Below are 12121 nucleotides of genomic sequence, written 5' to 3' on the forward strand. Positions count from 1 at the left end.
TTCCTCTAAGCAGCACATTTTTGAAAACTTTAAGTCCATATTATTTCTTTTAATAATTGCTGTCTAAATAATTGGATTATAAATTCATTGTAAAAGTCTTTTCTGACTATCACTTGATATCTGTTATTTGGGTGAATATAGTAATGGATATCAGTTATAACCTTATTTTCCTCAAAAAACTCTCGAACTTTTATCATGCTTTTCTTTAACTCACTATTAAGTAAGGTAATCGAGAATTCAAAATCATCTCCGTTTGCTGTTTCCATTAGTTCTAGAAGCTTTTCGTCATATTTGTATGCTACCTTCATGATTTTCCCCCTAAATTAAATATCTTAAATAAATGTATATCGTACAAATTATGATTGAGAGAATCATTAATGGGAAGGCAATTAAAAAGAATTTCCCAAACGAAATTGAATGACCTTCCTTTGCTGCAAGCCCGGCAACAATCACATTGGCACTTGCACCAATTAATGTTCCGTTACCGCCAAGACATGCACCAAGTGATAAGCTCCACCAAAGAGGTTCCAGATTATTAATTCCTAGTTCCCCCATATCTTTGATCATTGGGATCATTGTGGCAACAAATGGGATATTATCAATAAATGCAGATGCAATCGCACTTACCCAGAGAATTAATATCGAAGTAGAAGCAACATCGCCTCCAGTTAAATGAACTGAATAATCCGCTAATAAAGATATAACCCCTGTTTCAATTAAACCTGAAACCAATACAAACAGCCCAATAAAGAAGAAAATTGTGGTCCATTCTACTTTAGAAAAAGCTTTATCCAAATATCCTTCCCCGGTTAATAAAAGTAACAGAAATGCTCCAGCTAATGCAACAGTAGCAGACTCAATATGGAGAAGCTGATGCAGGAAAAAGCCTAATATAGTAATTGTAAGGGCAATTAACGACTTAATTAATAGTGTTTTGTCTGTGATTTCTTCCTTTTCATCCAAATCCATCAAGGCCGCTTTTAATTCAGCTGATGTCCGAAGCTGTTTCCGATAAATGAAAGCTAATATGCCAACGTTAACAAATAAGATAAAAAAACTAATAGCCGAAAGATTATTTATAAATGCCATAAACGTTAGTTCTTTAACAGCACTACCAATCATGATGTTTGGCGGATCACCGATTAGGGTGGAAGTTCCGCCTATATTGGATGCGATAATTTCTGTAATTAAAAATGGTATCGGGTTTACCCGTAATTGCCTTGTGATACTGAAGGTTACGGGAACCATTAATAAAACGGTTGTAACATTATCTAAAAAGGCCGAACCTAAAGCAGTAATGACCCCAAGGGCAAGCAAAATTTTTAACGGATCTCCTTTCACTTTTTTTGCTGCCCAAATGGCTATGTATTTGAACAAACCCGTTTCACCAGTGATTGCGACAATAATCATCATTCCTGTCAGCAATCCGAGTGTATTAAAATCGATATGGTGCAGTGCCTTTTCTTGACCGACAATTCCTAATAAAACCATCATGATTCCGCCGGCCATTGCGATGATGGTACGGTGTATCTTTTCTGTGATGATAAAAGCGTAAGTAATGAGAAATACACCAATTGCGATGATTGCTTGTGTGGACATATATCGACCTCTTCTCCCAAAGTATTTATACATACTATTGAAAAATGCAAAAAGGAGCCCGTTTTGACAGACTCCACCAAAATTCAACATATGTATTTTATACTTTATTTTATAAAAATATTCTTGGGATGTAAAGAGGGGGTAATCTGAAAATTACGTTAATTCCGTCCGAGTTTTATCATAGCCCCCCATTTCAACTAAATGAAATTGACAGCCATAGACCAAGAGCCGGACAAAAATTTATTTCTAGTGTTAATAGATCGGATAAACTGTTACTGAATGAAGGGGAATTTTGACATTTGTCTTTTCTAGCACTTGTATTCATTACAATCCTAACTTTTTGATAAAATCTACTGTTTCCTCGTGCTCTGGTTTAACCAGTTTATACAAACCCTTATTTGTTCTAACAACTGATTTACCGTTTTCATCTACAATTGGCCTTGTTAATGATGTACTATTTAAAACCTTCCATTTCCCCTCAGTTATTGAAAGCTGAAGATCAATAATTCCGAGATGGTTTCCAAATGCACCTGCCATTACAACAGGCTTACCATTTATTTGTCCCCTTTCCATATTTGTATTTGCAATAGTCTTAAAAACCGGGCCAGGAAAGACACTATGAGAATGTCCAGCCAAAATAGCATCAATTTCTGGGATTTTCGTCAAATAATAGACAGCATTTTCTGTATCAGGAATATATGGTTCACTGCTGATGCCTGTATGGGCAAGGGCTATGATAATGTCTGCTCCCTCAGCTTTTATCATAGGTACATATTCCTTTGCTGTTTCAACAATTGGCTTAGCAATAACCTTTCCTTCAAGATTTGCTTTATCCCATTTCAAGATTTGTGTTGGCATAAAGCCTATAACTCCAATTTTTAGCTCATGCTGCGCTCCACTTCGGTCTACTACCTTCCTTTTTAGTATTACATAGGGCGTAAAATATGGTTTATTTTTTTTTACTGAATATACATTCGCGTTTAAAACAGGCATATTTAATCCTTTCAATGCTGCCTTTAAAAAGTCTAAGCCATAGTTAAATTCATGATTTCCGATAGCAATCGCATCATATTGTAAATAATTAAATGCCCGGTATACCGGGTGTATTTTTCCTTTCCGTATTCCTCTAATCCTTGCTAAATACTCTCCGAGTGGATTTCCCTTTAAATGGTCACCATCATCAAACAATAAAGAATTCTTGACCTCGTTTCTTGCCTCATGGATTAATGTTGCGGTTTTAACAAGACCGATTCTATTGTCTACTTTTGTTTGGTAGTAATCATAATTGACTAAGGAAGCATGTAAATCAGTTGTTTCGAGGATGCGCAAATCGACTATTCCAGATTGTGCTGCAGTGCCCTCAACTGCATCTGAAGAGGGGGAACAAGAAAGCCAAAATAGTGTAAGTAGGATAAGAATAAAAGGAAGCCTTTTTTTGTCCACTTAAATTACCTCCATTATATTCTTGAAGTTAAGTAATCTTAGTATTGGTATTTCTAAATTAATTTATTTATGACAATTAAGTGAAGTGTGACATTACTCAAGGCGGTGCTGACCTATTTTATTTTATAATTGAATTTGATTTAAAGTTGGAATAATTTAGAAATAGGTATATTGGAAGCGTTTACAAATTCGTGAAGGGAAGAGACTTTATCGTTGATTAAAAAAAATAAAATTACTATTTTATCCGGTCACTTTGGAAGCGGAAAAACTGAAATTTCCATTAATCTGGCTTTAACCGAGAAACGAACACATGAAAAAGTAGCTATTAATGATTTAGATATTATAAACCCGTATTTTCGCTCACGAGATGTATCCAGTATCTTTCAACAACATGGTGTTGAATTAATTGCACCGAAGAATCGTTTGTCCACTGCCGATCTCCCTATTGTGTCTGGTGAAATGTATCGAGTTCTACATGACCATAGGTACCGATTAATTGTAGATGCCGGAGGAGATAAAGATGGCGCGACAGCTCTAGGACAATATTATCACGAATGGAAGGATCTAAACCTGGAACTACTGTTTGTTCTTAATGGAAATCGGCCATATGTCAGTACATTAGAGGGAGCTCTTTACACAGTTAACCAGATTGAAAGTGCCTCTCGTCTAAAGGTAAGCGGTATTATTAACAACACAAACATTGGCTCTGAAACATCAATAAAGGACATTGAGAGAGGTTATGAGTTGAGCAGTAGCTTAGCCGAAGAACTTGAAATTCCTTTATTATATACCACCATTTCCGTCCATTTGAAAAAGGAAGCTGAAAACTTTGCGAACAACTATGATGTTGTTTTTATTGAAAGGTATATGAAAATGCCATGGGAAAAGGAGTAGAAGGTATATGGAGAAAAAAGTCGTTTTTAATGAAGACCTTTGTAAGTCTTGCAGTCTTTGTGTTCAAGTCTGTCCAACAAATGTTATTTTTCTAGCAGACTATTTAAATGGAAAAGGGTACCGTCCGGCATCAGTTGTTAACCAAGAAAAATGTATTAGTTGTGCAAAGTGTGCACAAATATGCCCTGATGCTGTAATTGCTGTATACAGACCGGTAAAGATTTTGCAAACAGTGTGATTCGAAGGGAGATATTCTCATGGGGAAAGTGTTAATGAAAGGAAATGAAGTGATTGCGGAGGCGGCTGTACATGCAGGTTGTAAATACTTTTTTGGCTACCCCATTACGCCGCAAAGTGAACTTGTAGCTTACATGGCAAGAAGACTGCCTGAAGTAGGTGGATTATTTTTACAGGCTGAAAGTGAAATAGCGGCGATCAATATGGTTTATGGTGCAGCGGGTACAGGCGTCAGGGTCATGACTTCCTCCTCAAGCCCAGGCTTCAGCCTGAAGCAAGAAGGAATTTCCTATTTAGTCGGGTCAGAGCTTCCTGCTGTCATATGTAATATCGTTCGTGGAGGCCCAGGATTAGGAAATATTCAGCCTGCCCAATCAGACTATTTTCAAGTAACAAAAGGCGGTGGACATGGGGATTACAACATTCCTGTATTAGCACCTGCCAGCCTACAGGAAATTGTAGAATTGACAAAGGCTGCTTTCGACATAGCTGATCGTTACCGGACACCGGTGATATTAATGGGCGATGGCATGCTGGGGCAAATGATGGAGCCTGTGGAATTTGGAGAACGTTTAGATAAGGAACAGTTTAAGAAGGAATGGGCGACAACAGGTACCCGAGGCGATGGAGGCCCAAAAATTATCACATCACTTGAGCTAAATGCAGAAAGCTTAGAAGAGCGAAACAGGAATTTGCAGAGGAAATTTGCCAGGATTAAAGAAAATGAAGTTCGTTATGAAACATACCTAATTGATGATGCTGAATATATCATGGTTGCCTTCGGAACGGTCGCAAGGATAACCTTGAACGCCATTAATAAAGCGAGACGGGAAGGAGTTAAGGTTGGTTTAATTAGGCCGATTTCCCTTTGGCCATTCCCCGAAAAACCGTTTATCGAAACAAGGGGACGGGTAAAGGGTTTTATTTCCGTTGAAATGAGTGCAGGGCAAATGATTGAGGATGTTAAATTGGCTGTTAATGGCTTTGCACCGGTAGATTTCTTCGGTAGAACCGGCGGTGTTGTTCCTACACAAGAAGAAATTTACGATAAGATTATGTCTGTTACCGGGGGTGTAACTGTATGACAATGAAGACAGTCTTTAAAAAAACAAGCGGCCTGACCGATGCGCCTACACACTATTGTCCCGGCTGTACTCACGGTGTGATTCACCGACTAGTTGGTGAAGTTTTAGAAGAAATGGATATTTTGGAAGATACGATTGGGGTTGCATCGGTAGGATGTTCGGTGTTATCGTATGAGTATTTTAATTGTGATATGACACAGGCGGCGCACGGGAGAGCCCCTGCAGTAGCAACAGGAGTGAAGCGGGTTCTGCCAAATCGGTTTGTGTTTACGTACCAAGGTGATGGTGACCTCGCATCGATTGGTATTAGTGAAGTGATCCATGCGGCCGCAAGGGGAGAGAATATCACCGTTATTTTCGTCAATAATGCTATTTACGGAATGACAGGGGGACAAATGGCGCCTACGACATTGATTGGCCAAAAAACGGCAACCACTCCATTCGGCCGTGATGTAAGTATTCAAGGGTCACCGATTAAGGTTTGTGAAATGATTTCTACGCTTGATGGTGCTGCTTACATTGAGCGGGTTTCAGCCCATGATGTACCGCATATACAAAAGGTAAAGAAAGCCATTAGGAAGGCATTTGAAACACAGAAGAAAGGGTTAGGTTTCTCCCTGATTGAGGTTCTGTCGACGTGTCCAACAAACTGGGGGCTTGACCCGGCAGAATCCCTTGTCTGGGTAAAGGACAATATGGTTCCTGTTTATCCTCTAGGTGTTTATAAAAACAAAGAGGGAGTGAAATAGGGATGCTTGAAGAAATTATTATTGCTGGCTTTGGGGGACAGGGAGTCATGTCGATGGGGCAGTTGATTGCCTATGCAGGCATGCTTGAAGGAAAAGGAGTTTCATGGCTTCCATCTTATGGACCTGAACAACGAGGAGGTACAGCTAATTGTGCCGTTGTTGTAAGTGATGAACCGGTTGGATCGCCGCTCGTCACAAGACCATCGACAGCGATTGTATTGAATAATCCCTCATTTGATAAATTCGAGCCGCTTATTCGACCAGGCGGGATCTTAATTCTCAATTCATCACTAGTGGTCAGGGCATCCGCTCGTAAAGACATAAAAATCATAGAAATTAGTGCAACAGACATAGCTAATGACCTTGGGAATTCCCGTGTAGCAAATATGATTTTATTAGGAGCTTTTCTAGAGCATACAAAAATTGTTTTGGCCGATTCTGTAATTGAATCATTAAAGAAAGTTCTTTCAGCGAATAAGCATCATTTAATTGAAATTAACAAGCAGGCATTGCAAAAGGGTGCTTCGCTAGTTGAGGCAAGTATATCTAAAAAAGTAGAGTCAGCCTATGGCAAAAATAATTAACCACAAATATAAGAAGCCAGCCTAAAAATTAGGCTGGCTTCTTGCGAATCTTTCGCTGACGTTTGTTTTGATAACCAAAAAACCACCAATTCCAATCACCTAACAGTTTCATTAAAGCCGGAACCAAAACCATTCTTACAATGGTTGCATCAATGAAAATGGCGATTGCAATTCCCACACCCAGCTGTTTAACCGGCATTACACCTGTGAACGCAAAAGCACCTGTAACGACAATCATGATAGCAGCTGCAGAGGTAATAATTTTACTCGTATAAGTTAAACCGGATATGGTCGCCGCAGTATTATCGCCTGTTTTTATATAGAATTCCTGAATCCTTGAGATTAAAAAGACTTCATAATCCATAGAGAGTCCGAAAACAAGGGAAAACACGAAAACCGGTAAAATTAAGGCAATATCAACAGGCGTTATTCCAAAGTGTCCCTCCTGGAAAATCCAGACGACAATTCCGAACGTACAGCCAAGGCTCAAAACATTCATTAAAATAGCTTTAATAGGGATAAGAATGGATCGAAATGCCGCCATGAGAATAATAAAAGTAGAAACGACAATTAATAATAATCCATACGGTGCTTTTTGAAATATTTCGGCAAAAATTTCTTGCTCGAATTTAATCGGACCGCCAAAAGATGCCTTCAGTCCTAAATCTTTTCCAGACCATTCACTTACCCACTGTCTAGCTTTAGAGGAATGTTCACCTGTTTTTAAATACACCTCCAAAAGCATTTGATTATCCCTGATAAAATAGTCTTTAATGGGAGATAACATGGTTTTGTCGCCATGTGTAAGTAATTGATATAGTTGATCAACATCCTTCAATCCTGTCGCTGAAAATGGTGAGTCAACAGTATATACAAGTTTGTCGCTTTCAAGTTTGTCAATCACCTTATTAACCTTTTCTAAATTGTTTTTTTCGATGATATTACCATTTGATTGAAGAACAATCGTCACTTTTTTCTCATCGCGTTTTTCATTAGCGATAAAATGCTCTTGAAAAGTTTCTAAAGCCAATCTTGAAGGATATTTTGCCGGAAGGGAATCTGTTCCGGGAATAGCTAATACCATTTGCTTCACTGGTATTAGTCCAATTAACAGAATGGCAAGTGCCACAGTTGCCATTATGATAGGACGTCTCATCACAAGGGAAGCAAATTTATGCCATATGCTCGATTGCTTATTCGAAATCTTTATGACACTCAGCTTGTTAATGTTTTTCCCTAAAATGGCAAGTAAGGCAGGAAGGAAAGTTAAGGCACAAAGGGCAGAAATTAATACAACAGTCATTCCGCCAAGGGCAACATTTTGAAAAATATCAATTTTGATAAACCAAAGCCCAGATAATCCAATAAAAACACAAAGCCCTGAAAAGATAATCGATCGCCCTGCTGTGGCAACAGTTATTTCAAGTGCTTTTTGGATGGAGTTTGTTTGCAATTCTTCTTTGTACCGATTGATAAATAACAAAGCAAAATCGATACTTAGGGCAAGTCCAATCATTGGTACGATATTTAAAATAAAAATGGTCAAATCGGCACTATAACTAAAAAAATAAACAGACCCCATTGTCGTTAAGATCGAGACCACCCCGATTACAAGTGGCAGTGATGCAGCGACAAGACCACCGAAGGCAAGGATGAGGACGACTAAGGCTATCGGCAGACCAATCATTTCAGCTTTGGCTAAATCTTCTTGGCTCGCGATATTCAAGTCTTGGACAATAATGGGTTCCCCGGTCATTGTGACTTTTAATCCAGGTTTATTTTTAAGTAGATCGTTTAATTGCTCAATTTCTTTTCCAAGGTTTTCGGCTTTTTTGTCGAAAGTGAGGAGTCCATATGCATACTGATCTTTTATCATTCCTTCTTGTTCGAAGGGAGAGGTAATTTTTTCTGCTCCATCAAAGTCAGATAAATTTTTTAGTGTATCTTGAATAAAATTCTTAAAATCATCGTTACTAACTGATTTATCCTTTTCAAAAACAAGGATAATCGTTGATTTAGCATGTCCAAATTTTTCTTCTAAAATTTTTCTTGTTTCGTTGTATTCACCTTTATATTCAAAGCCATTACCACTTAAAACAGTGGGTAATTTTAATGCGAAAAAACCAAACAAGAAAATGACTAAAATCCAAATTATCAGCATCCATTTTCGATGCCGGTAAATAAATCCTCCTAATTTCTCCAAAATATCCCCTCCTTACAATCCATTTTCTTATTTCAGTATACAGAAGAATGTAATCGATTCGAATGACTTTTTCGTGACTATTTCAATATTCACCTTATAGGAGGTATCGTTCCATAGATTTTCCCCTATATCTAAGTGAAAATTCATCTTTTATTTAACCGGCTTGTGAAATGAAAAAAAGAATGTTCAAGAATGATTTTACAAATGTAAAGATATTGTGAACTTACACACTTTTTTTGTTACAATATAGATAATAATTTCAAATATTTTAGGTGATACAAGTGGATCGAGAAAAATTAAGCAAGGTCATTGAAGCTGCCAAATTATATTATTTATTGGATTATAACCAAAATGAGATTGCCAAGATTTTGGGTGTTTCCCGTCCTACTGTATCAAGATTATTACAGCAGGCGAAAAATGATGGGATCGTCCAGATTAATATAATGGATCCCACTGAGGATGTTGAAAATTTAGCTGTACAATTAGAAAAAAAGTTCAATCTAAAAAAGGCTATAATCGCTTCTATTCCTCAATATGAGAATCATATTATTAAAAATTACCTTGGAGAAAAGGCTGCAAATTATCTTGATGAGATCGTTAAGGATGATGATATTATCGGGGTAACATGGGGAACTACACTTTATCATATCGCTATCGAGTTAAAACAAAAGTTTGTGAAAAATGTTAAAGTTGTTCAATTAAAAGGCGGCGTAAGCCATGCGGAAACGAACACATATGCTTCCGAAATATTGTACCTTTTTGGAAAGGCTTATAATACTGCCCCTCACCATCTTCCATTACCTGCTATTGTTGACCATGTTGTGGTAAAACAAGCAATGGAGGCGGATCGTCATATTCGAAAAATATTAGAGATGGGTTGTCAGGCAAATATTGCATTGTTTACGATTGGGTCAATTAAAACAGACTCATTATTATTTCAGTTAGGCTATTTTACAGAGAGTGACTTGAAATCCCTAAATGGGAAAGCTGTCGGTGACATTTGTTCACGTTTTTTTGATAAGAATGGTGAAATATGTAATGAAAGCTTGAATGAAAGAACTCTTGGAGTTAATCTTGATGAATTAAGGAAAAAGGAATATTCCATTGTTGTGGCAGGTGGTCCAAATAAAATTGAAGGAATATATGGTGCATTAAAAGGTAAATATGCAAATGTGCTAGTCACAGATCAATTTACAGCTAAATTCTTACTTGATAAATAGAAATGATTTAATTAAACAGCATTAACTGCTGTTTTTTTTATATACTTTTTTACATTTGTTCAAAAAGACATTTACAAATGTTCATATTCTTTGTTATAGTTAAATTGTGATAAATAACAATGAAATGATAAATAATTTTATTAATAAGTGGGAGGATATAAAAATGAATCAAAATGTTGTTAGAATGATTGATCATACATTATTAAAAGCAGACGCTACTAGAAATGAAATCGTAAAAATTGTCGAGGAAGCTAAAGAATATTTATTTGCATCCGTTTGTGTTAACCCTACTTGGGTTAGGACTGCTGCTGAAATGCTTTCAGATACAAAAGAAGTGAAAGTATGTACCGTAATAGGCTTCCCTCTAGGTGCTTCAACACCGGAAACGAAGGCATTTGAAACAATTAATGCAATTGAAAACGGCGCAAATGAGATCGATATGGTGATCAATATTGCGGCGCTTAAAGATCAGCAGGATGAATTGGTTGAAAAAGATATTCGTGCCGTTGTGGAGGCTGCAAAGGGAAAGGCATTAGTGAAGGTTATTATCGAAACTTGCTTATTAACTAATGAAGAAAAAGTAAGAGCATGTGAGCTTTCTGTAAAAGCAGGGGCAGATTTTGTGAAAACATCTACTGGTTTTTCGACAGGAGGAGCAACAGTTGAGGATATCCGCTTAATGCGTCAGACGGTCGGCCCTGAAATTGGTGTGAAGGCGTCCGGCGGTGTCCGCAGCCGTGAAGATGCATTGGCAATGGTAGAAGCAGGAGCAACCCGCATTGGAGCTAGTTCCGGTGTTTCCATCGCTAAAGGTGAGCTATCTAATAATAACTATTAATAATATAAATGTGAGGGGAACCGAATGAAAGAAGTTTTAATGGCATTATTTGCAGGATTACTTGTTGGTATGCTGTTTAAATTTTTAAAATTGCCATTGCCTGCACCCCCTGTATTTTCAGCAGTTGTTGGTGTATTCGGTGTTTATTTTGGCGGCGTTTTACTTGAATGGATTATGAAGTTTTTCCAGCATTAATATTCCCTGGCGGAGCGTGAGTAGGATGGAAGAAAAAGTGCTTATTCAAGAAGCAAATAAAGCAAGAGAATTTGCATATGTTCCATATTCTAAATTTAAGGTGGGCGCAGCACTCTTATCAAAAGAGGGTATGGTCTATCATGGCTGTAATATAGAAAATGCTTCATATGGTATGACAAACTGCGCCGAACGGACGGCCTTGTTTAAAGCTTATTCTGAGGGGGTAACTCAATTTGATTCCCTCGTTGTTACAGCGGATACTGATGGACCAGTTTCTCCATGCGGCGCTTGCCGCCAGGTGATTTCTGAACTTTGTGATGCTGAAATGGAAGTCATACTAACAAATTTAAAAGGCGATATTCAAAGAATCCAAGTTAAAGATCTTCTTCCCGGTGCATTTTCTCCTAAAGATTTAATTAAATAATAGTTATACAAAAGAGAAGCTATTCATCATTGATTAGCTTCTCTTTTATTGTATTTCCCTAATGGGTATCATCTCTAGAATTGAAGGAAGTATAAAAGTACATAATATACCTAGAGAATTAAAAAGGGATGATACGATGATTTATATTTATAATGATTATGGCGGGACACATACCACTGCATTGGCAGCCGCTTATCATTTAAAACAACTGCCTCAATCAGAACGGAAACTTACAACAGAGGAAATATTGAATGTAAAATTTTTCAATAAATTGACAAAGGAAGATTTCGGAAAACTTATCTTCCATGGGTGTGATGACGAGGGCAACTCCGTTTATACACTTGGACGGAAAAGGAATAAATTAGTCGTTCCGGCTTTAAAAGAAATGAGTTTATTACTTCAAGAAAAATTTAAATTCGATGAAAAAATTGTTTTTTCCAATACCTCACCAACAGTTCCCTTTACAATGTCAATGGGAGGATTTTTCTCAAGAGGATTAAAAATCGATGTTATTGGGGTGCCGTTATTAGTGAAGGGTGCCAAACAATGCTGTGATAATGTTTATCGTTTGGTTGAAAATACAAAAGAAGTCGGAAGAAAAACATTTGCGGAAAATGTCATTATATTAGAAAATGAATTGTATAAGTAAG

The 12121-nt window shown here is 37.3% G+C and carries 14 protein-coding genes; 10 read left to right on the plus strand and 4 right to left on the minus strand.

Annotated elements, in window-relative coordinates:
• Nucleotides 1-29: 29 nt before the first annotated feature.
• From QNH20_RS06715 to QNH20_RS06725, 3 genes are all read right to left on the minus strand, one after another.
• Nucleotides 30-308, minus strand: a complete 279-nt coding sequence (locus QNH20_RS06715; protein WP_283922119.1) for a hypothetical protein — start codon at nucleotides 306-308, stop codon at nucleotides 30-32.
• 10 nt (nucleotides 309-318) lie between these two features.
• Nucleotides 319-1599 carry an ArsB/NhaD family transporter gene (locus tag QNH20_RS06720; RefSeq protein WP_283922120.1) on the minus strand — a complete coding sequence of 427 codons (1281 nt, stop codon included), beginning with the start codon at nucleotides 1597-1599 and terminating at the stop codon, nucleotides 319-321.
• A gap of 324 nt (nucleotides 1600-1923) precedes the next feature.
• Complete coding sequence (locus QNH20_RS06725; RefSeq protein ID WP_283922121.1) at nucleotides 1924-3042, minus strand: metallophosphoesterase; 1119 nt, start codon at nucleotides 3040-3042, stop codon at nucleotides 1924-1926.
• A 213-nt stretch (nucleotides 3043-3255) separates the two neighbouring features.
• Between QNH20_RS06725 and QNH20_RS06730 the strand changes: the two genes are divergently transcribed.
• Genes QNH20_RS06730 through QNH20_RS06750 form a run of 5 tightly spaced genes read left to right on the plus strand, consistent with a single transcriptional unit; the run spans nucleotide 3256 to nucleotide 6591 of the window.
• Nucleotides 3256-3936 (plus strand): hypothetical protein, encoded by a 681-nt coding sequence (locus QNH20_RS06730; RefSeq protein ID WP_283922122.1) that lies wholly within the window; start codon nucleotides 3256-3258, stop codon nucleotides 3934-3936.
• Between the two features lie 7 nt (nucleotides 3937-3943).
• Nucleotides 3944-4174, plus strand: a complete 231-nt coding sequence (locus tag QNH20_RS06735) for a 4Fe-4S binding protein (RefSeq protein ID WP_283922123.1) — start codon at nucleotides 3944-3946, stop codon at nucleotides 4172-4174.
• A gap of 19 nt (nucleotides 4175-4193) precedes the next feature.
• Entirely contained in the window at nucleotides 4194-5258 is a 1065-nt protein-coding gene (locus QNH20_RS06740; protein ID WP_283922124.1) for a 3-methyl-2-oxobutanoate dehydrogenase subunit VorB, read from the plus strand.
• Nucleotides 5255-6007, plus strand: a complete 753-nt coding sequence (locus QNH20_RS06745; RefSeq protein WP_283922125.1) for a thiamine pyrophosphate-dependent enzyme — start codon at nucleotides 5255-5257, stop codon at nucleotides 6005-6007. Before QNH20_RS06740 ends, QNH20_RS06745 begins: the two co-directional genes overlap by 4 nt.
• A gap of 2 nt (nucleotides 6008-6009) precedes the next feature.
• Nucleotides 6010-6591, plus strand: a complete 582-nt coding sequence (locus tag QNH20_RS06750; RefSeq protein ID WP_283922126.1) for a 2-oxoacid:ferredoxin oxidoreductase subunit gamma family protein — start codon at nucleotides 6010-6012, stop codon at nucleotides 6589-6591.
• 28 nt (nucleotides 6592-6619) lie between these two features.
• Here QNH20_RS06750 and QNH20_RS06755 read toward each other — a convergent pair whose 3' ends face one another.
• On the minus strand, nucleotides 6620-8794 hold the full coding sequence (locus tag QNH20_RS06755; RefSeq protein ID WP_283922127.1) for an MMPL family transporter: 2175 nt from the start codon (nucleotides 8792-8794) through the stop codon (nucleotides 6620-6622).
• 281 nt (nucleotides 8795-9075) lie between these two features.
• On the opposite strand from QNH20_RS06755, the gene QNH20_RS06760 reads away from it, so the two are divergent.
• The 5 genes from QNH20_RS06760 (at nucleotide 9076) to QNH20_RS06780 (ending at nucleotide 12120) form a co-directional block, all read left to right on the plus strand.
• Nucleotides 9076-10014: a DNA-binding transcriptional repressor DeoR gene (locus QNH20_RS06760; protein ID WP_283922128.1), complete on the plus strand. Its 939-nt coding sequence runs from the start codon at nucleotides 9076-9078 to the stop codon at nucleotides 10012-10014.
• 163 nt (nucleotides 10015-10177) lie between these two features.
• A complete protein-coding gene (deoC, locus tag QNH20_RS06765) occupies nucleotides 10178-10852 on the plus strand; it encodes a deoxyribose-phosphate aldolase (RefSeq protein ID WP_283922129.1) in 675 nt (224 codons plus the stop codon).
• A 24-nt stretch (nucleotides 10853-10876) separates the two neighbouring features.
• Nucleotides 10877-11047, plus strand: a complete 171-nt coding sequence (locus QNH20_RS06770) for a XapX domain-containing protein (RefSeq protein ID WP_283922130.1) — start codon at nucleotides 10877-10879, stop codon at nucleotides 11045-11047.
• A gap of 25 nt (nucleotides 11048-11072) precedes the next feature.
• Complete coding sequence (locus QNH20_RS06775) at nucleotides 11073-11471, plus strand: cytidine deaminase (RefSeq protein ID WP_283922131.1); 399 nt, start codon at nucleotides 11073-11075, stop codon at nucleotides 11469-11471.
• A gap of 136 nt (nucleotides 11472-11607) precedes the next feature.
• On the plus strand, nucleotides 11608-12120 hold the full coding sequence (locus tag QNH20_RS06780) for a DUF3189 family protein (protein WP_283922132.1): 513 nt from the start codon (nucleotides 11608-11610) through the stop codon (nucleotides 12118-12120).
• The last annotated feature ends 1 nt before the right edge of the window (nucleotide 12121 follow it).

This window comes from Neobacillus sp. WH10, from assembly GCF_030123405.1.
Classification (GTDB): domain Bacteria; phylum Bacillota; class Bacilli; order Bacillales; family Cytobacillaceae; genus Neobacillus.

What these genes read in the sequence shown, in the direction of transcription:
- QNH20_RS06715 (WP_283922119.1), bottom strand. Translation starts at nt 308, where the DNA reads ATGAAGGTAGCATACAAATATGACGAAAAGCTTCTAGAACTAATGGAA.
- QNH20_RS06720 (WP_283922120.1), bottom strand. Translation starts at nt 1,599, where the DNA reads ATGTCCACACAAGCAATCATCGCAATTGGTGTATTTCTCATTACTTAC.
- QNH20_RS06735 (WP_283922123.1), top strand. Translation starts at nt 3,944, where the DNA reads ATGGAGAAAAAAGTCGTTTTTAATGAAGACCTTTGTAAGTCTTGCAGT.
- QNH20_RS06740 (WP_283922124.1), top strand. Translation starts at nt 4,194, where the DNA reads ATGGGGAAAGTGTTAATGAAAGGAAATGAAGTGATTGCGGAGGCGGCT.
- QNH20_RS06745 (WP_283922125.1), top strand. Translation starts at nt 5,255, where the DNA reads ATGACAATGAAGACAGTCTTTAAAAAAACAAGCGGCCTGACCGATGCG.
- QNH20_RS06750 (WP_283922126.1), top strand. Translation starts at nt 6,010, where the DNA reads ATGCTTGAAGAAATTATTATTGCTGGCTTTGGGGGACAGGGAGTCATG.
- deoC (WP_283922129.1), top strand. Translation starts at nt 10,178, where the DNA reads ATGAATCAAAATGTTGTTAGAATGATTGATCATACATTATTAAAAGCA.
- QNH20_RS06770 (WP_283922130.1), top strand. Translation starts at nt 10,877, where the DNA reads ATGAAAGAAGTTTTAATGGCATTATTTGCAGGATTACTTGTTGGTATG.
- QNH20_RS06775 (WP_283922131.1), top strand. Translation starts at nt 11,073, where the DNA reads ATGGAAGAAAAAGTGCTTATTCAAGAAGCAAATAAAGCAAGAGAATTT.
- QNH20_RS06780 (WP_283922132.1), top strand. Translation starts at nt 11,608, where the DNA reads ATGATTTATATTTATAATGATTATGGCGGGACACATACCACTGCATTG.